We start from the raw sequence: 19,451 nt of genomic DNA on the forward strand, positions 1-19,451 counted from the left end.
CATTATTGTGATTGAAAACCGCTCCCGCCTCTTTATACTGAAGTTACCTTGTTTCCAGATGTGGCTGATTCCATGGAATACAATACTTCTGAACTGTGCGATACCTATATTGACATGGTCGACGTGGTCGAACCCATGTTCTCCAGTTTTGGCGGCCGCAGCTCCTTTGGCGGCACCGTTTCCACCATCAAGTGCTTCGAGGCCAACGGCCTGATCATGGAGGCGGTTAAAGAAAGCGGGATAGGTCGGGTGTTGCTGATCGACGGTGGCGGCTCGTTGCGCCGCGCCCTGATCGATGCCGAGATTGCCGAAGTGGCGGCAGAGAACGGCTGGGAAGGCATTGTCTGCTATGGCTGTGTGCGCGAGGTGGATGCCCTGGAAGAGCTGGACATCGGCATTCAGGCGCTGGCGTCCATTCCGGTCGGGGCCGACGACAGCGAGATCGGCGAGCAGGATATCCCCGTCAACTTCGGGGGCGTCACCTTCCTGCCGGAGGATCATCTCTATGCCGATACCACCGGCATCATCCTCTCCCCGGAGCCCCTGGATATAGAGTAAAATTCCGGATACCCCAAAGCCTGTCTCCGGACAGGCTTTTTTGTTTTACTACCTAAAAATTGATAATAAACAACCTTCGAAAGCCAAAAATGAAGTAAAAGTACACCATCTCTAGTGGAGGTGGTGCCATGCAGGACAGGATCTCACAGCGGCAGGTTTCCCGTCTGGTCATTCAGACCGGTCAGTTGCTGATGCAGCACGGCGCAGAAAGCGCACTCATCGAAACCCTGACCCGACGTATCGGCCTGGCGCTGGGGATGGACGCAGTGGAAGTCAGCCTGGCCAACGACGCGCTGATTGTCACCACCCTGCAGCAGGGACACTGCCTCACCACCACCCGGCGCTGCCCCGACAAAGGCATCAATATGCAGATGGTGTCGGAGGTTCAGCGCATCTGCATCTTGGCCGAGAAACAACTGCTCGACTGCCGGACCGCGGCGCATCGGCTCGGGCGCCTCAAGCCGCTGCGCTACCCTCGCCCCCTGGTGATCCTGATGGTCGGCCTGTCCTGTGCGTCCTTCGCCCGGCTGGCCGGCGCCGACTGGCCGGTGTTCGCCCTCACCTTGATCGCGTCATCCTGCGGCATCTGGGTACGCCAGGAGCTGGCTTTGCGCCATTTCAATCCGTTGCTGAACTTTGCCGGCACCGCCTTCATCACCACCCTGATCTCCTGTCAGGGACTGCTGCACCAGTGGGGAGCCCAGCCCTTCCTGGCCGTGCCCTCCTCGGTGCTGATGCTGGTACCCGGCTTTCCGTTGATCAATGCCGCCGCCGACATGGTCAAAGGCTATATCAATACCGGCCTGGCGCGCTGGACCATGGCCACCCTGCTGACCCTGGCCACCAGCATCGGCATTATCTCGGCGATGAACCTGCTCGGCGTACGGGGGTGGTGATGACGCTATTGACAGGATTGTTCGACGATATGCTGTTCGCCACCGTACCGGCCCTGGGCTTTGCCCTGCTGTTCAATGTCCCGCCCAAGGCCCTGAAGTATTGTGCGCTGGGGGGCGCCCTGGGTCACGGCAGCCGTTATCTGCTGCTGACGACCGGCATGCCGATGGAGTGGGCGACCTTCGCGGCCGCGACCCTGGTGGGGATGCTCGGGGCCTACTGGGCACGCCGCTTCCTGGCGCATCCCAAGGTATTTACGGTGGCGGCGGTCATCCCCATGATTCCCGGGGTTTACGCCTACAAGGCGATGATCGCCCTGGTCGAGATCAGCCAGCAGGGCTATACCCCCGAGCTGTGGGGCAGCCTGCTAGCCAACTTTATCAAAGCGATGTTTATCGTGGCCGGGCTGGCCATAGGGCTGGCGATGCCGGGGCTGCTGTTCTACCGACGCCGTCCCCTGGTATAAAACATAACGCCGGCGATGCCGGCGTTATGACTCAGGCGCTTTCTTCTACCTGATCGATTTTTCCAAGCAGTACCCGCAGCCGCTCCTGCCAGGCATCATGTTGCTGTTTCAGCTGCTGGTTTTCGTCACCCAGCTGGCTGTTCTGCTCTTTCAGCTCGTCCACTTCCATCTGCAACAGGGAAATGGTGTCTACCGCCGCCTGGATTTTGGCTTCCAGTTTTTCCAATACATCAAAAGACATGCACTAACCCCTAATCAACGTTACCCGGCCCGCAGGCCCCTCAGCGTTCGAGGATACCCCGGCCAACCCAAGACAACAAGCGACCCCGGGTATAAGGCCGCCGTTTGCAGTTAATTTATGCCATGCGCGTCAACAAAAGTCTCAGATATTCTGGCTCATATCCAGCGACGGCTTGTCCGAGCCGGGACGTCCCACCACCCTGGCCGGCACGCCGGCCACGGTGGTATGCGGCGGCACCGGCTCCAGTACCACGCTGCCGGCACCGATTTTGGCGCCTTCGCCCACTTCGATGTTGCCCAGGATCTTGGCCCCGGCGCCGATCATCACCCCTTCCCGTATCTTGGGGTGGCGATCGCCCCCTTCCTTGCCGGTGCCGCCCAGGGTCACATTCTGCAGTATGGATACATCATCCTCGATCACCGCGGTCTCGCCCACCACTATACCGGTGGCATGGTCGAACATGATGCCCTTGCCGATGCGGGCCGCCGGATGTACATCCACCCCGAACACCACCGATATCTGGTTTTGCAGGTAGGTGGCCAGGGAGCGGCGGCCGTGGCGCCACAGCCAGTTGGAGATGCGGTAGCCCTGCAGGGCATGAAAACCTTTCAGGTAAAGCAAGGGGGTGGAAAACAGCACCACTGCCGGATCCCGCTCCTGCACGGCACAGATATCCATGGCCACCATGTCCAGAATGGCCGGCTCTTCGTCCAGCGCCACCTCTATTACTTCTCGCAGGCTGATCGCCGGCATCACCGAACTTTCCAGCTTGTTGGCCAGGATAAAACTCAGGGCGCACTTCAGGGTGTCGTGGTTGAGAATGGTGGAGTAGAAAAAACTGCCGAGCATCGGCTCTTCCACAATCATCCGCTGGGCTTCTTCGCGGATACGCAGCCAGGTTCTGGATTGAATGCCGTCTTCCATGGATTAGACCTTGTTTTCTATAAATTGATGTTCACTCATATCCTGAGAATGGGCCTCATGGGGCACGACCGAAATGGGGTCCATATGAATAATGACGTCGGTACCGGGAAACAGGGTACGCAGTTCCCGTTCTGCTCTGTCGGCGATGCGATGGGCCCGGACCAGGGGCAATTGATCGTCCAGCTCCAGGTGCAACTGGATGAATCGGGTCTGTCCCGACTGCCGGGTACGCAGCTCATGCAGTCCACGTACCCCCTCCACCGCCAAACAGGTATCAATAATGCGCTTTTGCTCTTCTTCCGGCAACTGTCTGTCGAGCAGCATCTGCACCGAATCGTAACCGATTTTCAAGGCGCCTTTGAAGATATAGCCACCGATCAGCACGGCAAAGGCGCCGTCGGCCCAGTGCCAGCCGTACCAGGCCATGGCGATGGCCAGCAACACCCCGACGTTGAGCAGGATATCCGAGCGATAGTGCAATTGATCGGCGCGAATCGCTACCGAATGGGTCCGTCTGATCACATAGCCCTGGAACAGCACCAGGCCCATGGTCAGCGCCAGGGAAAACAGCATGACCCAGACCCCCATGGCGGCATGGGTGACTTCTTGGGCGTTCAGCAGCCGGGAAATACCGTTGATGACGAGAAAAATCGCCGAGCCGCAGATAAAGGCCGACTGCGCCAGCCCCGCCAGGGATTCCGCCTTGCCGTGACCGAATTTATGCTCCTGATCCGGGGGCACCAGCGCATAGCGAATGGCCATCAGGTTGATCAAAGACGCACTGATATCAAGCAGGGAGTCGGTCAGGGACGCCAGCATGCTGGCCGAACCGGTGTAAAACCAGGCCAGCAACTTGGCCAGAATCATGATGCCGGCCACCACGGCGGCGGCAATGGCCGCCGTGGTCACCAGGCGGGAATAGGATGCGGGTCGGTTCATGAGTCGGCCGGATGATGGTATTTGGCTTAGTATACCCTCACGCCCCGGTGAATGTGACCCCGACACCGGCCCTCACCGCATACAAAAGCCCCGCGCAAGCGCGGGGCTTCTGTATGCGGTACTTTGGTGGTGCTGGTTGCTGCTACAAGTCACACAACAGGCATTCCAGCTCCTCCTTGGCATCATCGATCATCTGATATAACTCAAATGCATCCTGCCGCTGCAAGCTGAGGCTGACCTGCTGCTCCGGGGCGTCTTCGCACTGCTCGCACACCAGCTGCATGCATTCGTCGCCCCGCTTAAAGTAAATGTGCTCGAAACCACTGGTAAAGTGCTGATTTTTCTCAATAATATCAACTTCCAGCAAACCGGTCGGATTGACCACTATATGGGCGTGAAGTGGTTCTGCGCCCTGTAGGGTATAGCTACATTGCCTTGCCAACATCTCCGTCTCCTTCTGGCTGAAAAATTGCCTAACTATTGTAGAACAGGTCCGGAGTGATCGATAAATAATCAATGAAGTTTCATGCTTATGCCTTAATAACCAGGTCATCTAAGTGGTTTTATCGCGCCCCCGCAAAGCCCTGCTGGCGCCAGGCCTCGTAGCTGATGACCGCGACCGCATTGGACAGGTTCAGGCTGCGGCTGTCGGGCTGCATGGGGATGCGGATGCGGAATTCGGGCGCCACCGCCGCCAGCACGGCATCCGGCAGGCCCCGGGTCTCGGGGCCGAACAGCAGCACGTCGCCGGGCTGGTAGGCCGGCTCATGGTGGTGCCGGCTGCCCTTGGTGGTACAGGCGAACAGGCGCCGCCCGGCCATGGCCGTCAGAAACGCCGCATAGTTGGGGTGCAGCTGAATCCGGCCGAAATCCGCATAATCCAGCCCGGCCCGGCGCAGCTTCTTCTCCTCCAGGTCGAAGCCGAGCGGCTCGATCAGGTGCAGCCGGCAGCCGTTGTTGCGCACCAGGCGCATGATGTTGCCGGTATTGGGCGCGATTTCCGGCTCGTAGAGCGCAATCTCAAACATCTTTGGTTTCTCTCATCAATATGGCCTCGCCGGTAAACCCCTGCCGGCGCTCGAGCCGCCACCAGGCCCAGCCCAGGGTCAGGCCCCGGGCCAGCATAAAACAGAGCATGGCCAGCCAGAGGCCGTGGTTGTCCAGCCCCCGGGCCAGCCACCACACCGGGAAAAAGACCCCCAGGGTGGAGACCAGCATCATGTCGCGCATCTCCCGGCCGCGGGTGGTGCCGATAAAGATGCCGTCGAGGATAAAGCACCAGCAGGCGGCCAGCGGCATCAGCACCAGCCAGGGCAGGTAGTACCTCGCCTGGGCCTGCACCTCCGGGATGCTGGTGATAAGGCCGATCAGCGGCTCGCCGGCCAGGGCGAACACCAGGGTAAAGAGCACCGCCACCAGGGCGCCCCAGAACAGGTTGAGGGCACAGGCCTGGCGGAACCGCTGCCGGTTGCGCTCCCCCACCGCCTTGCCCACCATAGCCTCCACCGCGTAGGCGAAGCCATCGAGGCCGTAGGAGATAAACATCAGGAAGTTCATCAGCACCGCATTGGCCGCCACCACGCCATCGCCCAGGCGGGCGCCCTGGAAGGTCATGAAGGCAAAGGTCAGTTGCAGGCAGAGGGCGCGGATAAAGATGTCCCGGTTCAGCCCCAGCAAGCGGCCGAAGGCCCCGCGGTCCAGGCAGCGCCGCCAGAAGCCGGCGGGCCCGAGCCCGCGGGCGCGCAACGTTCGCCAGACCAGCCAGGCCCCCAGCCCCATGGCCAGGTAGTCGGCCAGCACCGAGGCCGCCGCCGCCCCCTTTACCTGCCAGCCCAGCCCCAGCACGAACCAGATATCCAGCAGGATATTGACGCCGTTGCCCAGGATCAGCAGCCACATGGGAGCCCGGGCGTTCTGGTTGCCCAGCAGCCAGCCCAACAGCACCAGGTTGGTCAGGGCCGCAGGCGCGCTCCAGATGCGTATGCTCACATATTCACGGCCATAGTGCTGCACTTCGGCACTGCCACCGGCCAGCCAGAAGGCCAGCTCCATCAGGGGCCATTGCAGCAGCAGGATCAGCAGCGCCAGGCCCCAGGCCAGCAGCAGGGCCCGCACCAGCACCTGCAGCAGCCGTTCGCCGTCGCCGGCACCGAAGGCCTGGGCCGTCAGCCCGGTGGTCGACATACGCAAGAAACCCAGCAGCCAGAAGATCAGGCTGATGATGGTGGCGCCCACCGCCACCCCGCCCAGGTAGTAGGCCTGCTCCAGATGGCCAATGACGATGGTGTCCACCAGGCCGAGCAGGGGCACGGTAATATTGGACAGCACCATGGGTAGGGCCAGGACGAACACCTGCCGGTGCCTGGCCCCGTTAAAGAAGGAAGACATGAATCACTCTTGCAAAAAATAAAGGGAAAGGCGGACAGCCGCTCCGTATCATTCGGCGGCCGTCCTGGGCAGTCCTGTCCCTCTTAACCGAAAGGCATTATACCTAGCCCTCCCATTGCCTGAGGATACGGGCTAGATCACGGACCAGTCCGGCGCCATCAACCAGCGGCATCTGGGTCTGTTCGTCGAAGCTGGGACGGAAGGAAGCATGCAGCTGCCCCCTGGGGTTGACCAGGGAAATGGAAGCGGAGTGATCCACCAGGTAGTCCCGCTCTTCCCGTTCGTAGACGCCGTAGATCAGCCCCAGTTGCTGTACCGCCGGCATCAGCACTTCGTGAGCGGCGGTCACCGCCACGAAGTCGGGGTTGAAATAGGCGGTGTAGGCCTTGAGCCGTTCGGGGGTATCCCGTTCGGGATCCACCGACACGAACACCACCTGCACCGGCTCGTTCAGTTGCTGCAGTTCGGGATAGACGCGCGCCAAGTCCGCCAGGGTGGTGGGGCAGATGTCGGGGCAGAAGGTATAGCCGACGAACACCAGGCTCCAGTGGCCGGTAAACTGCTGCTCGGTAAAGGGCTCGCCGTCGGCGTCGAACAGGGCGATGTCCTTGAGCGGCCGCGGCTCGGGATAGACCACCACCGCTTCGGTCAGGCTGTTTTCCCTGTTGTTATACCAGGCGATGCCGCTCAGGGTACCCGCTATCAGTAAGGTGATTGCCACTATCCATATCAGCTTGCTCGTATTAGCCATAGTTTATCCAGTGATCCGCCAGTATCAGCACGAACAGCCACATCAGGTGGCTGATTGAAAAGCGGAAACATTGTAGTGCGGTTTGCGGCTCAGGTCTAAATTTCAGCCGCCAGGCCCACTGGATAAAACGCAGGTTGAGTGCCAGCGCCCCCAGCAGGTAGAGCGGACCCGACATGCCCACCACCCAGGGCAGCAGGCACACCAGGGTGAGCAGCAGGGTATAGAGCAGCACGCAGGTCTTGGTGAACTCGATGCCATGGGTCACCGGCAGCATGGGAATATCGGCCTTGGCATAGTCGTCCCGCCGATGGATGGCCAGCGCCCAGAAGTGGGGTGGGGTCCAGGCAAAGATGATCATCACCAGCAGCAGGGCATGGCCGTGGAAGTCCCCGGTCACCGCGGTCCAGCCCAGCAAGGGTGGCATGGCACCGGCCAGGCCGCCGATCACGATGTTCTGGGGCGTGGCCCGCTTCAGCCAGACGGTATAGACCACCGCATAGCCGAGCAGGGATGCCAGGGTCAGCCAGGCGGTCAGGGCGTTGACCCACAGCAGCAGCACCGCCAGTCCGGCCGCCGACAGGCTGAAGGCGAAGACCAGAGCCGGCAGGGTCTGCACCCGTCCCTGGGCCACCGGCCTGTGGTAGGTGCGGGCCATCTTGATGTCAATGCGCCTGTCCAGCACATGATTGATGGCCGCCGCCCCGCCCGCCATCAGCCCTATCCCCAGGGTGGCCGCCACCGCCACCAGTGGACTCGGTAAGGAGCCGGTAAGAAACATCCCCACCACGGCGGTAAGCAGGATCAGCAGCACCACCTTGGGCTTGGTAAGGGCGAAATAATCCCGCCAGCTTAGTTCCCAGCTTCTGGGCAATAATGCGCTTCGTGCCATGATTCCTCCCTGTAACGCCAGAGGCGTTCACCCGTTCCCGTTAAAATCAGCAGCAGCACCGCCGCCCCGGCATTGTGGGCCACCGCCACCGCCAGCGGCAGGTGCAGCACCACGTTGGCCACTCCCAGGGCCAGCTGGCCGGCGACCCCCAGGGCCAGACAGGCTCCCCAGCCCTTCATGCCGCGTCGTTGCCACAGCCGCCAGGCCAGCGCCAGCAGCAGCAGCGTGCTCACCAGGGCCCACAGCCGGTGGGCGGCATGGATGGTGACCCGCTCCTCCTGGCTGAGCACCCCGTATTGATAGGTTTCAGCTGGCACCCCATGGGGATGGAAGGCGCTCCACTGCCACTGGCCCAGCCAGTCTCCCTGGCACACCGGCAGTTCCAGACAGGCCAGGGCGGCGTAGTTGGCCGCGGTCCAGCCGCCCAGGGCAATCTGCAGCACCAGGGCCCCCAGCCCCGCCAGGTACCAGCCGCCCAGGCCGGCAACCCGGGGCGGCTCAGCCACCGGTCGCCGCCCCCGGCAGACCGCCAAAAACAGCAGCGCCAGTATGGTAAAGCCACCCAGCAGGTGGCCCATCACCACGAAGGGCAGCAGGTTGAGGGTCACCGTCAGCATGCCCAGGGTCGCCTGCCCCGTCACCAGCGCCAGCAGCAGCCAGGCGGGAAGCCGGTAGGCACGGTGCGCCGCCTTCAGCGACCACAACGCCATCAGCAGTATGGTGACGCCCAGCAGGCCCGCCGCGTAGCGGTGCACCATCTCGTTGCGCGCCTTGACCAGCTCCAGCGGGCTGTCGGGAAAGCGCTCCGCCGCCAGCCGCTGGGCCTGTTCGGACTTGGGCACGGTGTGGAAGCCGTAGCAACCGGGCCAGTCGGGGCAGCCCAGGCCGGCGTCGGTAAGGCGGGTATAGGCGCCCAGCACCACCACCACCAGGGTCAGGGCAAAGGCAAAGAAACAGAGTTTGCGCATGGTGCCTCCTATCCGGCCCGGGAAAACTTGAGCAAGCGGCGCAGATCGCCGAGCAGGGCCTTGCCGGTCAGCCGGTCCTGCTGCTCGTCGCCGCTCAGGGCATAGCGCATAACGAGCTGGCCGGGCGGATCCGCGATATAGACAAAGCCGGCCTCCAGCCCGGGCCCGGCCGGCAGCTGCACCACCACCACCCGTTCCTGGTCCCGTCCCAGGGCGAGGTCGACGTTGTGCAGCAAGGGGCCCGCATCGGCGCAGTGGCCGCACTCCGGCGCCAAAGGCAGCAGCAGCCGCCACTGTCGTGCCCCTTCTATCCGCCCTTCCACCCATTCCCCCTGGCCCTTGACCCCGGGCGTGAACCAGCCCTGCTGCAGGGTGATCCAGGCCAGGGCCACCGGCAGCAGGAACACCCCCATCAACACCAACACCGGTTTATGCTTCATGCCGCCTCCGATAAAACACCAACGCCGCCACCCATACCGCCAGGGCCATGGCGAACCACTGCACCGCATAGCCCAGATGGCGCTCCGGCCCCATCACCACCGGCTGCCACTCGGCTCCCTCCACCTCCAGCCGCAACACGAACGGCAGCGTCCGCTGGCCCCAGCGGGCAAGCAACAGCTCGGGATCCAGCCCATGGATGCGTTGTGCCTGGGGATCCGGGGCACCGCCCAGGGACAGGGGCGGCCGATAAGGCCGGACCAGGGCCCCGCTCAACTGCACCGCACCTTCCGGCACCGTCACCACCGGCAGCCGGCGCCGATCCGCATCCGCCGGCCACCAGCCGGTATCCACCGCCAACAGACCGTAGGGGGTCTGCAATGGCCGGATCAGGCGGTAGCCCACCCGCCCCTCCTGGATCTGGTTGTCGAGAAAGAGATCGCCGCCGGCCAGATAAACGCCCCCGACATCCAGGCGATAACCGAAGGGGGTATCTATGGTCAGGGCTTCATCCAGCTCCAGGACAATGTCGCGTCGCTGCTGCCATTCCTGCAGCAGCTGGCGCTTGTCATCGGCCCGGGACAGCTGCCAGATACCCATGGTGACCATCAGCGTGGTCATCAGCAGGGTCAGCGCCAATAGTCCCCAACTTTTTCCTATACTCAAGACCTAGTCTCTCCAGGAAACGATTGATGTTGTTCAAACTACTGATTGTTTTGCTGTTATTGATGATGATCGGCAACCTGCTGCTGGGCCTCAGGGCCATGCTCGGCAACCGGGATCCGGCGCTGATGGCCCGCTACATCGGCCGGCGGCTGCTGTTTGCCGTCATCATACTGCTGCTGTTGATCGCCGCCATGGCCAGCGGCTTGCTGGTGCCCCATCCCACTCCGGGATAAGGCATCATATGAATCCAATTACAGAATATAGACAAAGACAAACAGACAAAGCCAGACCACGTCCACGAAATGCCAGTACCAGCTGCTGGCCTGAAAGCCGAAATGCTGAGCCGGGGTGAAATGTCCCTTGTTGACCCTGAGCCACATGATGAACAGCATCAGGGTACCCAGAGTCACGTGGGCACCGTGGAAACCGGTGAGCAGGAAGAAAGTATTGCCGTAGATGCCGGAGTCCAGCCGCAGGCCCAGATCCCGGTAGGCATGCACGTACTCCCAGGCCTGCAGACCCAGGAACAGCGCCCCCAGCAGCACGGTCCCGCCCAGCCACTGCTTAAGCCGGGCCCGCTGCTCCTGCAGCAGCGCCAGATGGGCAAAGTGCACCGTCACCGAGGAGGTCAGCAGTATGATGGTGTTGACAAGCGGCAGGCCGAACCAACCCATGGCGGTGGTTTCGATGCCCCCCGGGGTCAGCACCAGGGGCCAGATCGGATTAAATTCGGGCCACAGCACCTCATGGGTCATGGCATTGTTGCCGGCGCCGCCCAACCAGGGCACCGCCAGCACCCGGGCGTAGAAGAGGGCGCCGAAGAAGGCGCCGAAGAACATCACCTCCGAGAAGATGAACCAGCTCATGCCCTGGCGGAAGGATCTGTCCATCTGCTCGCTGTACAGCCCCGAGTGGGCTTCGTCGATGACGTTGCCGAACCAGCCGAACAGCATAAAGGTCATCACCAGGGTGCCGGCGGCGAACACCACCGGCCCCCAGATACCGGCGATGCCCGCCGCCCACATGCCGGCCCCCGAGGCCAGCAGGAAGAGCCCGACCGCCCCCACTATGGGCCAGGGGCTCTGGGCCGGAACGTAATAACTCTGGGTCTTGACCGCCATGACTGCCTCCTTGCTCAGCTGCGCGTGGCAACCTGCTCGCTGATGTCGTAAAGGGTATAGGACAGGGTGAACACCTCGATATGGCCGGGCAGGGCCTCATCCACATAGAAGCGCATCGGCATCACCGCCTGCTCCCGCGCCGCCAGGGGCTGTTCCCGGAAGCAGAAGCACTCGGTTTTGCGCAGGTAGCCCGCCGCCACCCCCGGCGAGACCGAGGGAATGGCCCGCAGCACCCGGTCCTCCGCCGTGAGGCTGGTCACGGTAAAGTCCACCTGGTGCATCTCGCCCGGATGCACCTGCAGCCGGCGCACCGAGGGCTCGAAGTCGCCGCTGAGGCCCTTGGCCTTGTAGGTCACGAACTCCACGGTGATCAACCGGTTTTTATCCAGGCTCTGCGAGGCCGCCGCCGCCGTGGTGGCGGTCTTGCCATTGAGCCCGGTGATATCGCAGAACACGTCGTACAGGGGTACCAGGGCGAAGCCGAAGCCGAACATCCCCACCGCCACCAGGCCAAGCTTGAGTGCCTTTTTACCGTGATCCATTGCCTTCCACCTCCGGGGGTGTGCTGAAGGTGTGGTAGGGTGCCGGCGAGGGCACAGTCCACTCCAGGCCGTGGGCCCCTTCCCAGGGGCAGGCCGCCGCCTTTTCCCCGCCCCGGATGCACTTCACCAGCACCGCCACGAAGATCAGCTGGGACAGACCGAAGGCGAAGCCGCCGATGCTGACCAGGGCGTTGATGTCGGCGAACTGCAGGGCGTAGTCCGGAATGCGCCGGGGCATGCCGGCCAGCCCCAGGAAATGCATGGGGAAGAACAGGATATTCACCGAAATCACCGAGCACCAGAAATGCCACTTGGCCAGCCGCTCGTCGAACATGTGGCCGGTCCACTTGGGCATCCAGTAGTAGGCCGCCGCCATGATGGAGAAGATGGCGCCGGACACCAGCACGTAGTGGAAGTGGGCCACCACGAAGTAGGTGTCGTGGTACTGGAAGTCGGCCGGGGTGATGGCCAGCATCAGGCCGCTGAAGCCGCCGATGGTGAACAGCACGATAAAGGCCAGGGCGAACAGCATGGGCACCTCGAAGCTGATGGAGCCCCGCCACATGGTGGCCACCCAGTTGAACACCTTGACCCCGGTGGGCACCGAGATCAGCATGGTGCAGTACATGAAGAACAGCTCCGCCGCCACCGGCATGCCCACGGTGAACATGTGGTGAGCCCACACCAGGAAGCTCAGGCCAGCGATGGAGGCGGTGGCGTACACCATGGAGGCGTAGCCGAACAGCGGCTTGCGGCTGAAGGTGGGGATGATGGCCGAGATGATGCCGAAGCTCGGCAGGATCATGATGTACACCTCGGGGTGGCCGAAAAACCAGAAGATGTGCTGGAACAGCACGGGATCGCCGCCGCCGGCCGCGTCGAAGAAGCTGGTGCCGAAGTACTTGTCGGTGAGCACCATGGTCACCGCCCCCGCCAGCACCGGCATCACCGCGATCAGCAGGAAGGCGGTGATCAGCCAGGTCCAGCAGAACAGGGGCAGTTTCATCCAGGTCATACCCGGCGCCCGCAGGTTCCAGATGGTCACGATGACGTTGATGGCCCCCATGATGGAGCTGATGCCCATGATATGGATGGCGAACACGAACAGGGCGGTGCTGTCCGGCGCATAGGTGGTGGACAGGGGCGCGTAGAAGGTCCAGCCGAAGTTGGGGCCGCCGCCGGGCATGAACAGCGAGCTCAGCATCAGCAGGAAGGCGAAGGGCAGTATCCAGAAACTCCAGTTGTTCATGCGCGGCAGCGCCATGTCGGGCGCACCTATCATCATGGGGATCATCCAGTTGGCCAGGCCCACGAAGGCGGGCATGACGGCGCCGAACACCATGATGAGGCCGTGCATGGTGGTCATCTGGTTGAAGAAGTTCGGCTCCACCAGCTGCATGCCGGGCTGGAACAGCTCGGCGCGGATCACCATGGCCATGCTGCCGCCCAGCAGGAACATGGCCAGGCTGAACAGCAGGTAGAGGCTGCCGATGTCTTTGTGGTTGGTGGTCAACAGCCAGCGCATGATGCCCTTGGCCGGGCCATGGTGGTGATGGTCGTCCGCCACGCCCAACTGGCCGTCCGCGGTCTGAGTACGGTCTAACTGCGTCATCCCTGCCCCCTATTGTCCCTGCCTGGCTTCGTGGATGTCCTTGGGCTGCACCAGATCTCCGGTGTCGTTGCCCCAGGCGTTGCGCTCGTAGGTGATCACGGCGGCCAGCTCCTTCAGCGCCAGTTGCCGGTCGAAACTCTGCATGGCGGTACCCGCCTTGCCATAGAGCACTATGTCGATATGAGCGGCCCTGTCGTGCAGCATCATGTCGCTGCCCTTGAGTGCGGGAAAGGCGCCGGGAATGCCTTCGCCATTGGCCATATGACAGGCGGCGCAGTGGCGCTGATACACCTGCTCGCCCAAGGTCATCATTTCTCCCATGGTCATCTCCATCGCCAGCAGCTCCTGCTCGGCGGCCCGGGCTTCGGCCTGCTCCGCCTTCACCCGGGTCAGCCAGCCTTCGAATTCCTCGGGCGGGCGGGCGTCCACCACTATCGGCATAAAGGCATGATCCTTGCCGCACAGCTCGGCGCACTGGCCGCGGTAGAGGCCGGGCTGGTTGATGCGGGTCCAGGCCTCGTTGATAAAGCCGGGAATGGCGTCCTTCTTGACCGCGAAGGCCGGCACCCACCAGGAATGGATAACGTCGTCGGCGGTGATCAGGAAGCGCACCTTGCGATCGGTGGGCAGCACCAGGGGCCGGTCCACTTCCAGCAGGTAGTTCTCGCGCTTGCGCAGGCTGCCGTCGATTTCCTGGGGCAGGGTCGCCAGCAGGCTGAAGAATTCGACGTCCTCGTCGAAATAGCGGTAGTGCCATTTCCACTGGGAGGCGGTGACCTGCACCGTCAGATCCGACTGGCTGGCATCCTCCATGGCGATCAGGGTACGGGTGGCGGGAACGGCCATGCCCACCAGGATCAGGAAGGGGATGATGGTCCAGAGGATTTCCACCTTGGTGCTTTCGTGGAACTGGGCGGCCTTGGCGCCCTTGGACTTGCGGTGATGGAGCAGGGCCCAGAACATGACCCCGAACACCACCAGGCCGATCAGCGCACAGATGATGAGTATGGTCATATGCAGGCCATACACCTTCTGGCTGATATCGGTGACCCCCTGGGTCATGTTGAAACGGCTTTGCGCCCACACGGGCAGCGATGCCACTAGCGACAGCAGCAGAACGATCGGCTTCACACGCACCCCCAAAAGTCTTAGTCCTTTATTTTGGCGCACTCGCAAGAGAGTCAGTGCTTACCGAACCACCGCATCCATCGGCCCGGCACACACTAAGTAAAGCATTGATTCTGAAAAAGTAAAAAAATGAAAAAAGAAACGGGAAGCGGGAAGCGGGAAGCGGGAAGCGGGAAGCGGGAAGCGGGAAGCGGGAAGCGGGAAGCGGGAAGCGGGAAGCGGGAAGCGGGAAGCGGGAAGCGGGAAGCGGGAAGCGGGAAGCATGCTAAGCCCCCGCCAACCCCAAGGCAAGCGGACGAGTTAAAAGTCGCTGTTGCGGATCACGCCCACCGCCAGGCCCTCGATGGTCAGCTCCTGGCTGCGCAGGTCGACTTCGATGGGGGACAGTTCTTCGTTCTCCGGCAGCAGGCTGACCTTGCTGCCCTGGCGCCGGAAGCGCTTGACCGTGACCTCGTCGTCGAGCCGCGCCACCACCACCTGGCCGTTGCGGGCCTCACCGGTCTTGTGCACCGCCAGCAGGTCACCGTCCATGATACCGATGTTCTTCATGCTCATGCCCCTGACCCGCAGCAGGAAGTCGGCCGGCGGATGGAACAGGGCCGGATCCAGCCGGTAATGGCTTTCTATGTGCTGCTGCGCCAGGATGGGCTCGCCGGCGGCCACCCGCCCGATCAGCGGCAGACCCTGCTCTGTCTCCGGCTCTTCCTCCTGGGCCAGGCGGATGCCGCGGGAGGTGCCGGGCATCATCTCGATCACTCCCTTCTTGGCCAGGGCCTTCAAGTGCTCCTCGGCGGCGTTGGCGGACTTGAAACCCAGGGACTGGGCAATTTCGGCACGGGTGGGCGGCATACCGGTCTGCTGGATATGCTCCTTGATGATGTCCAGCACCTGGGACTGGCGGGGGGTCAGCGCTTTCATGGGGAACCTGTCTTTTTATACAGTTAACTGTCAGTATATCCAGTAAATCCGGCAGGGCAAGCACAATAAACCACGACCTGGCTCCTTCCCTGGCCGGCGGCCTCCCCTCCCCCGTTTTGTGACCAACCACGGCGATACGGTTACAGCAGCGCCAGCACCAGGCCGGCAAACACCGCCATGCCCGCATAGTTGTTGTTGAGGAAGGCCTGGAAGCAGGCCATCCGCTCCCGGTCCCGGATCAGCCGCTGCTGGTACACGAACAGCGCGGCAGCGGCCAGCAGCCCCCAGTAGAAGGGCGTGGCCAGGGCGAATGCCAGGCCCGCCGCCACCAGCAGCAGCAGGGTGGCCAGTTGCAGCAGGCCGACCATCAGCTTGTCGCGCCGGCCGAACAGGATGGCGGTGGACTTGACGCCTATCCGGAGATCGTCGTCCCTGTCCACCATGGCGTACATGGTGTCGTAGGCCACGGTCCAGGCCAGGTTGGCGGCAAACAGCAACCAGAGCCCCGCCGGCAGGCTGTTTGCCTGGGCGGCGAAGGCCATGGGGATGGCCCAGGAGAAGGCGATGCCCAGAAACAGCTGGGGCAGATGGGTGTAACGCTTCATAAAAGGATAGAGCGCCGCCCAGCCCAGGCCGGCGAAAGCCAGCTGGATGGTCAGGGTGTTGGTGGTCAGCACCAGCAGGAAGGAAATACCCACCAGCAACGCGAAAAAGCCCAGGGCCTGGCGTTCGCTCAGTTCGCCGGCAGGCAACGGCCGGGCCTGGGTGCGCTTGACATGACCGTCGATATGACGGTCCGCATAATCATTGATCACACAGCCGGCGGAGCGCATGGAAAAGACCCCGGCGACGAACACCAGTAACACCCACAGCGAGGGCCGGCCGTCGGCGGCGATCCATATCGCCCACAGGGTCGGCCACAGCAGCAGCAGGGTGCCGATGGGCTTGTCCATGCGGGCCAGCGCCATATAGGCGCGCCAGCGGGGGCGGGAAGGCGAAGTCAGGGTGGTCATGCTACGGGCTCCTGATAAGCGGGTACGGCGGGCAGAAACAACTCGGTCACCAGCACCCGGGCCCGGCCGGTGGCCAGGGTGGAACGCCGCCCCCACAGCGGGCCGGCTGCAGGCTCGGCGAGGGCAAACCGCACCGCGAGCCGGTCATAATCGGCCTGTTCCAGCTCGGCATACTCGAAGGCGGAGCGGTGCAGATCCGGGGCATCGAACAGCAACTCGCCCAGGGCGCGCTGCCCCAGCTCGGCCAGCTCCGGTATGGCCGCCCGGGTGGTCGGCGAATACAGCGAACTGGCATAGACCCAGGGCCGGCCGTCACACAACAGCAACACCTCCCGACAATAGGCCTGTTCGGCGTCCAGCAGGGCCCTTTGCGCCGGGGTCGGGGACAGCCGGGCTTCGCTGGCCAGCAGGGCCACCCGGAACTGCCGGCAATGCCGGCGCAAACGCTCGGTCAGGGAGCCGGGATCCCGCAGCCAGTCGCACAGAGCGGGCCGCCGCAACGGCAGTGCCGCCGTCCAGTGCCAGAGGTGATCGGCAGATGGCGTCACGGATTATTCCTGAAATAACGGATACACATAAAAAGGCACGACTCAGTTACTTTAAAAATCACGTATTTACTTGACCGGGTCGGTATTTGTTTAAACAATGCGCCCCTGATAACACGCTTGGAGACATTGTTTATGCTGCGCCTTGTTGCTCTGTGCATGCTGCTGGCCACGACGGGCCAGGTCCACGCACAAGAAGCATCACCGGCTCCCGACGGGCCCTTATACTACACCATGACGCCGGACATTATTACCAACTACCAGAATTCCGGGCAAACCCTCGGCTATATCCGCGTGTCCATCGAACTGATGCTGGAGCGGGCCGATCAGATGCCGCTGGTGGAGCAGCATATGCCGCTGCTGCGCGACGCCATCAACAACCTGCTGGCGGAAAAAAACCAGCAGGAAATCCGCTCCCTGACCGCCCGTACCGAGCTGGCCAGCGAAGGCCAGCGACGGCTGAACGATCTGCTGCTGAAGGAAACCGGCCAGGCCCCCATCCGCCGGCTGCTGTTTACCAACTTCCTGCATCAGTGACGAGCGGGTCTGAGTCTATTATCCAGCCAGGCCTGCAACAATCCGATCAGCAAGCCGCCCAGGTGCGCCATATTCGCGACCGGCGTCCCCAGCAGGTCGGCAAACCCCAGCACCAGCCACACCACCATGAACACCGCCATGCCGTCCGGCAGGCCGATACCGCGGAGCGGGTTCAGCCGGCCGCTGAGCCAGACATAGGCCAGCAGGGCGTAGACCACCCCCGACAGGCCGCCGAAGCGGGGCCCGCTGGCCCAGAACTGCATCAGGTTGGGCAGTACCGCCGCCACCAGCAGCAACACCAGCAGTTTGCCATGGCCCAGGCGCCGTTCCACCATGCCGCCCAGGTACCACCACCAGAACAGGTTGAACACCAGGTGCATCAGCGAAAAATGCATCAGCGCCGGGGTAAAGGCGCGCCAGAACTCCAGCCCCAGCAATTGTTCCCAGCGGGGCGGGAAGGACAGCAGCCCGAACATCGGCAGCCCCAGCCAGCTCAGGCCATACACCAGCAGGCAGGCCAGCAGCACCAGCATGTTCACCGGGCCGGTCTGGCGCAGCAGGTCGCCCAGCCAGCCCGGCTCCTGGCGGCCACGGGTAAAGCGGACATGGGTGTCGCCCTGGCGCCAGGAGGCATCCTGATAGCGGGGGTGCAGCGGCTCCGCCAGGAAACGTTTCACTTCCTGCTGGGCTTCCTGGTAGCGGGATTCGTTGACCAGCCAGATGCTGACGTTGTCGTCGTCATCCAGGGTCAGCTCGCATTTGAGCCCGATATCGGCCAGGTAATCCACGAAGGCCTGGGCCCGGCGCGGATCATCGAGCACCAACAGCAGTTTCATCAGGCCCCGACCACGGCCTGGGTACGGCGCCAGGCCTCGAAGCCGCCGTCCAGGCTGTAGACTTCCTCGAAGCCCTGGTGGATCAGGTACTGGGCGGCGCCCTGGCTGCTGATACCGTGATAGCACATCACGATCACCGGGGTGTCGAAGTCGACCTCATGGGTAAACCGCACCAGGCTATCGTTGGTGAGATGAAAGGCACCCTCGGCATGGGCCTGGGCAAAGGACTGGGGATCGCGGATATCCACCAGCCGGGCACGGCCCTCGGCCAGCAGGGTCTCGGCCTCGGCCACCGAAATATGGGAAAACTGCTCCATGTATCACTCCTCGCATGAATTTAGGGCAGTGTACCCAATCCGGGCGGCCTTGGCATCATCCGCCCAGGTAGGCCTGGCGAACCTGCTCGTTGACCAGCAGGGCGGCACCGGTGTCGGCCAGCACGATGCGGCCGTTTTCCAGCACATAGCCCCGGTCCGCCAGCTTCAACGCCTGGTTGGCATTCTGCTCCACCAGGAAGATGGTCATGCCCCGCTCCTCGCGCAAGCGGGCTATGGTGTCGAAGATCTGGGCGATGATGATGGGCGCCAGGCCGAGCGAGGGCTCGTCCAGCAGCAGCAGCCGCGGCTTGCTCATCAGCGCCCGGCCGATGGCCAGCATCTGCTGCTCGCCGCCGGACATGGTACCGGCCCGCTGGTGCATGCGCTCCCGCAGCCGGGGGAACATCTGGTACACCTCCGCCAGCAGGCCCTGGTGCTCGGCCTTGTCCACGAAGAAGGCGCCCATGTGCAGGTTCTCCTCCACCGTCAGCCGGGAAAAGATCCGCCGCCCTTCGGGCACGATGGCGATGTCCTTGCGCATGATGGTGGCGGTATCCAGGGTGCTCAGATCCTGCCCCTCGAACAGCACCCGTCCCCGGGTCGGCTTGGGATCGCCGCAGATGGTCATCATCAGGGTGGTCTTGCCCGCCCCGTTGGCGCCGATCAGGGTGACGATTTCCCCCTGGTCGATATGGATGGACACCTCTTCCAGCGCCTGGATCTTGCCGTAGCCGGCACTCACGTTTTCCACTCGCAGCAT

General features: G+C 62.9%; 26 protein-coding genes. 5 read left to right on the forward strand and 21 right to left on the reverse strand.

Annotated elements, in window-relative coordinates:
- Positions 1 to 72: 72 nt before the first annotated feature.
- The 3 genes from rraA to JKV55_RS01955 all read left to right on the forward strand — a co-directional run bounded on the left by rraA (position 73) and on the right by JKV55_RS01955 (position 1,918).
- On the forward strand, positions 73 to 558 hold the full coding sequence (rraA, locus tag JKV55_RS01945) for a ribonuclease E activity regulator RraA (RefSeq protein ID WP_202082068.1): 486 nt from the start codon (positions 73 to 75) through the stop codon (positions 556 to 558).
- A gap of 128 nt (positions 559 to 686) precedes the next feature.
- Positions 687 to 1,454, forward strand: a complete 768-nt coding sequence (locus tag JKV55_RS01950) for a threonine/serine exporter family protein (protein WP_202082069.1) — start codon at positions 687 to 689, stop codon at positions 1,452 to 1,454.
- Positions 1,451 to 1,918 carry a threonine/serine exporter family protein gene (locus JKV55_RS01955; protein WP_439654892.1) on the forward strand — a complete coding sequence of 156 codons (468 nt, stop codon included), beginning with the start codon at positions 1,451 to 1,453 and terminating at the stop codon, positions 1,916 to 1,918. Before JKV55_RS01950 ends, JKV55_RS01955 begins: the two co-directional genes overlap by 4 nt.
- Before the next feature lie 31 nt (positions 1,919 to 1,949).
- On the opposite strand, the gene JKV55_RS01960 is transcribed toward JKV55_RS01955, so the two are convergent.
- From JKV55_RS01960 to JKV55_RS02010, 11 genes are all read right to left on the reverse strand, one after another.
- On the reverse strand, positions 1,950 to 2,159 hold the full coding sequence (locus tag JKV55_RS01960; RefSeq protein WP_202082071.1) for a cell division protein ZapB: 210 nt from the start codon (positions 2,157 to 2,159) through the stop codon (positions 1,950 to 1,952).
- 141 nt (positions 2,160 to 2,300) lie between these two features.
- Positions 2,301 to 3,083, reverse strand: coding sequence for a serine O-acetyltransferase (gene cysE, locus JKV55_RS01965; RefSeq protein WP_202082072.1), 783 nt, complete (start codon positions 3,081 to 3,083; stop codon positions 2,301 to 2,303).
- A 3-nt stretch (positions 3,084 to 3,086) separates the two neighbouring features.
- On the reverse strand, positions 3,087 to 4,022 hold the full coding sequence (gene fieF / locus JKV55_RS01970; RefSeq protein ID WP_202082073.1) for a cation efflux pump FieF: 936 nt from the start codon (positions 4,020 to 4,022) through the stop codon (positions 3,087 to 3,089).
- Between the two features lie 142 nt (positions 4,023 to 4,164).
- Positions 4,165 to 4,467 carry a hypothetical protein gene (locus JKV55_RS01975; RefSeq protein ID WP_202082074.1) on the reverse strand — a complete coding sequence of 101 codons (303 nt, stop codon included), beginning with the start codon at positions 4,465 to 4,467 and terminating at the stop codon, positions 4,165 to 4,167.
- A gap of 118 nt (positions 4,468 to 4,585) precedes the next feature.
- Positions 4,586 to 5,050, reverse strand: coding sequence for a tRNA (cytidine(34)-2'-O)-methyltransferase (locus JKV55_RS01980; protein WP_202082075.1), 465 nt, complete (start codon positions 5,048 to 5,050; stop codon positions 4,586 to 4,588).
- On the reverse strand, positions 5,043 to 6,410 hold the full coding sequence (dinF, locus tag JKV55_RS01985; RefSeq protein ID WP_202082076.1) for an MATE family efflux transporter DinF: 1,368 nt from the start codon (positions 6,408 to 6,410) through the stop codon (positions 5,043 to 5,045). The genes JKV55_RS01980 and dinF overlap by 8 nt, the downstream gene beginning before the upstream one ends.
- A gap of 103 nt (positions 6,411 to 6,513) precedes the next feature.
- Positions 6,514 to 7,161 (reverse strand): SCO family protein, encoded by a 648-nt coding sequence (locus tag JKV55_RS01990; protein WP_202082077.1) that lies wholly within the window; start codon positions 7,159 to 7,161, stop codon positions 6,514 to 6,516.
- A complete protein-coding gene (cyoE, locus tag JKV55_RS01995) occupies positions 7,154 to 8,050 on the reverse strand; it encodes a heme o synthase (RefSeq protein WP_202082078.1) in 897 nt (298 codons plus the stop codon). The genes JKV55_RS01990 and cyoE overlap by 8 nt, the downstream gene beginning before the upstream one ends.
- Positions 8,011 to 9,018 carry a COX15/CtaA family protein gene (locus tag JKV55_RS02000; protein WP_202082079.1) on the reverse strand — a complete coding sequence of 336 codons (1,008 nt, stop codon included), beginning with the start codon at positions 9,016 to 9,018 and terminating at the stop codon, positions 8,011 to 8,013. Before JKV55_RS02000 ends, cyoE begins: the two co-directional genes overlap by 40 nt.
- Before the next feature lie 8 nt (positions 9,019 to 9,026).
- On the reverse strand, positions 9,027 to 9,458 hold the full coding sequence (locus JKV55_RS02005) for a hypothetical protein (protein ID WP_202082080.1): 432 nt from the start codon (positions 9,456 to 9,458) through the stop codon (positions 9,027 to 9,029).
- Complete coding sequence (locus JKV55_RS02010) at positions 9,448 to 10,122, reverse strand: SURF1 family protein (protein WP_202082081.1); 675 nt, start codon at positions 10,120 to 10,122, stop codon at positions 9,448 to 9,450. The genes JKV55_RS02005 and JKV55_RS02010 overlap by 11 nt, the downstream gene beginning before the upstream one ends.
- 26 nt (positions 10,123 to 10,148) lie before the next feature.
- Between JKV55_RS02010 and JKV55_RS02015 the strand changes: the two genes are divergently transcribed.
- Entirely contained in the window at positions 10,149 to 10,355 is a 207-nt protein-coding gene (locus tag JKV55_RS02015) for a DUF2909 family protein (RefSeq protein WP_094038765.1), read from the forward strand.
- An 18-nt stretch (positions 10,356 to 10,373) separates the two neighbouring features.
- Here JKV55_RS02015 and JKV55_RS02020 read toward each other — a convergent pair whose 3' ends face one another.
- The 7 genes from JKV55_RS02020 to JKV55_RS02050 form a co-directional block, all read right to left on the reverse strand.
- Entirely contained in the window at positions 10,374 to 11,243 is an 870-nt protein-coding gene (locus tag JKV55_RS02020; protein WP_202082082.1) for a cytochrome c oxidase subunit 3, read from the reverse strand.
- 14 nt (positions 11,244 to 11,257) lie between these two features.
- Entirely contained in the window at positions 11,258 to 11,785 is a 528-nt protein-coding gene (locus JKV55_RS02025; RefSeq protein WP_202082083.1) for a cytochrome c oxidase assembly protein, read from the reverse strand.
- A complete protein-coding gene (gene ctaD / locus JKV55_RS02030) occupies positions 11,772 to 13,397 on the reverse strand; it encodes a cytochrome c oxidase subunit I (RefSeq protein WP_237332609.1) in 1,626 nt (541 codons plus the stop codon). The genes JKV55_RS02025 and ctaD overlap by 14 nt, the downstream gene beginning before the upstream one ends.
- 9 nt (positions 13,398 to 13,406) lie before the next feature.
- Positions 13,407 to 14,528: a cytochrome c oxidase subunit II gene (gene coxB / locus JKV55_RS02035; RefSeq protein ID WP_369409610.1), complete on the reverse strand. Its 1,122-nt coding sequence runs from the start codon at positions 14,526 to 14,528 to the stop codon at positions 13,407 to 13,409.
- 297 nt (positions 14,529 to 14,825) lie between these two features.
- Entirely contained in the window at positions 14,826 to 15,443 is a 618-nt protein-coding gene (gene lexA, locus JKV55_RS02040; RefSeq protein ID WP_202082085.1) for a transcriptional repressor LexA, read from the reverse strand.
- 140 nt (positions 15,444 to 15,583) lie between these two features.
- A complete protein-coding gene (gene ubiA / locus JKV55_RS02045) occupies positions 15,584 to 16,456 on the reverse strand; it encodes a 4-hydroxybenzoate octaprenyltransferase (protein ID WP_202082086.1) in 873 nt (290 codons plus the stop codon).
- A complete protein-coding gene (locus JKV55_RS02050) occupies positions 16,453 to 17,004 on the reverse strand; it encodes a chorismate--pyruvate lyase family protein (protein WP_202082087.1) in 552 nt (183 codons plus the stop codon). Before JKV55_RS02050 ends, ubiA begins: the two co-directional genes overlap by 4 nt.
- A gap of 132 nt (positions 17,005 to 17,136) precedes the next feature.
- Between JKV55_RS02050 and JKV55_RS02055 the strand changes: the two genes are divergently transcribed.
- Entirely contained in the window at positions 17,137 to 17,538 is a 402-nt protein-coding gene (locus tag JKV55_RS02055; RefSeq protein WP_202082088.1) for a flagellar basal body-associated FliL family protein, read from the forward strand.
- On the opposite strand, the gene glpG is transcribed toward JKV55_RS02055, so the two are convergent.
- From glpG to JKV55_RS02070, 3 genes are read right to left on the reverse strand one after another with little or no spacing between them, the layout of a single operon-like run.
- Positions 17,532 to 18,374: a rhomboid family intramembrane serine protease GlpG gene (gene glpG / locus JKV55_RS02060; RefSeq protein ID WP_202082089.1), complete on the reverse strand. Its 843-nt coding sequence runs from the start codon at positions 18,372 to 18,374 to the stop codon at positions 17,532 to 17,534. The two genes, JKV55_RS02055 and glpG, sit on opposite strands and share 7 nt — an antisense overlap.
- Entirely contained in the window at positions 18,374 to 18,691 is a 318-nt protein-coding gene (gene glpE, locus JKV55_RS02065; protein WP_202082090.1) for a thiosulfate sulfurtransferase GlpE, read from the reverse strand. Before glpE ends, glpG begins: the two co-directional genes overlap by 1 nt.
- A gap of 55 nt (positions 18,692 to 18,746) precedes the next feature.
- On the reverse strand, positions 18,747 to 19,451 hold the full coding sequence (locus JKV55_RS02070; protein WP_202082091.1) for an ABC transporter ATP-binding protein: 705 nt from the start codon (positions 19,449 to 19,451) through the stop codon (positions 18,747 to 18,749).

This window comes from Zobellella iuensis (assembly GCF_016746085.1).
GTDB classification, from domain to species: domain Bacteria; phylum Pseudomonadota; class Gammaproteobacteria; order Enterobacterales; family Aeromonadaceae; genus Oceanimonas; species Oceanimonas iuensis.

What these genes read in the sequence shown, in the direction of transcription:
- rraA (WP_202082068.1), top strand. Translation starts at nt 73, where the DNA reads ATGGAATACAATACTTCTGAACTGTGCGATACCTATATTGACATGGTC.
- JKV55_RS01950 (WP_202082069.1), top strand. Translation starts at nt 687, where the DNA reads ATGCAGGACAGGATCTCACAGCGGCAGGTTTCCCGTCTGGTCATTCAG.
- JKV55_RS01960 (WP_202082071.1), bottom strand. Translation starts at nt 2,159, where the DNA reads ATGTCTTTTGATGTATTGGAAAAACTGGAAGCCAAAATCCAGGCGGCG.
- cysE (WP_202082072.1), bottom strand. Translation starts at nt 3,083, where the DNA reads ATGGAAGACGGCATTCAATCCAGAACCTGGCTGCGTATCCGCGAAGAA.
- fieF (WP_202082073.1), bottom strand. Translation starts at nt 4,022, where the DNA reads ATGAACCGACCCGCATCCTATTCCCGCCTGGTGACCACGGCGGCCATT.
- JKV55_RS01975 (WP_202082074.1), bottom strand. Translation starts at nt 4,467, where the DNA reads ATGTTGGCAAGGCAATGTAGCTATACCCTACAGGGCGCAGAACCACTT.
- JKV55_RS01980 (WP_202082075.1), bottom strand. Translation starts at nt 5,050, where the DNA reads ATGTTTGAGATTGCGCTCTACGAGCCGGAAATCGCGCCCAATACCGGC.
- dinF (WP_202082076.1), bottom strand. Translation starts at nt 6,410, where the DNA reads ATGTCTTCCTTCTTTAACGGGGCCAGGCACCGGCAGGTGTTCGTCCTG.
- JKV55_RS01990 (WP_202082077.1), bottom strand. Translation starts at nt 7,161, where the DNA reads ATGGCTAATACGAGCAAGCTGATATGGATAGTGGCAATCACCTTACTG.
- cyoE (WP_202082078.1), bottom strand. Translation starts at nt 8,050, where the DNA reads ATGGCACGAAGCGCATTATTGCCCAGAAGCTGGGAACTAAGCTGGCGG.
- JKV55_RS02000 (WP_202082079.1), bottom strand. Translation starts at nt 9,018, where the DNA reads ATGCGCAAACTCTGTTTCTTTGCCTTTGCCCTGACCCTGGTGGTGGTG.
- JKV55_RS02005 (WP_202082080.1), bottom strand. Translation starts at nt 9,458, where the DNA reads ATGAAGCATAAACCGGTGTTGGTGTTGATGGGGGTGTTCCTGCTGCCG.
- JKV55_RS02015 (WP_094038765.1), top strand. Translation starts at nt 10,149, where the DNA reads ATGTTGTTCAAACTACTGATTGTTTTGCTGTTATTGATGATGATCGGC.
- JKV55_RS02020 (WP_202082082.1), bottom strand. Translation starts at nt 11,243, where the DNA reads ATGGCGGTCAAGACCCAGAGTTATTACGTTCCGGCCCAGAGCCCCTGG.
- JKV55_RS02025 (WP_202082083.1), bottom strand. Translation starts at nt 11,785, where the DNA reads ATGGATCACGGTAAAAAGGCACTCAAGCTTGGCCTGGTGGCGGTGGGG.
- ctaD (WP_237332609.1), bottom strand. Translation starts at nt 13,397, where the DNA reads ATGACGCAGTTAGACCGTACTCAGACCGCGGACGGCCAGTTGGGCGTG.
- lexA (WP_202082085.1), bottom strand. Translation starts at nt 15,443, where the DNA reads ATGAAAGCGCTGACCCCCCGCCAGTCCCAGGTGCTGGACATCATCAAG.
- ubiA (WP_202082086.1), bottom strand. Translation starts at nt 16,456, where the DNA reads ATGACCACCCTGACTTCGCCTTCCCGCCCCCGCTGGCGCGCCTATATG.
- JKV55_RS02055 (WP_202082088.1), top strand. Translation starts at nt 17,137, where the DNA reads ATGCTGCGCCTTGTTGCTCTGTGCATGCTGCTGGCCACGACGGGCCAG.
- glpG (WP_202082089.1), bottom strand. Translation starts at nt 18,374, where the DNA reads ATGAAACTGCTGTTGGTGCTCGATGATCCGCGCCGGGCCCAGGCCTTC.
- glpE (WP_202082090.1), bottom strand. Translation starts at nt 18,691, where the DNA reads ATGGAGCAGTTTTCCCATATTTCGGTGGCCGAGGCCGAGACCCTGCTG.
- JKV55_RS02070 (WP_202082091.1), bottom strand. Translation starts at nt 19,451, where the DNA reads ATGCTGCGAGTGGAAAACGTGAGTGCCGGCTACGGCAAGATCCAGGCG.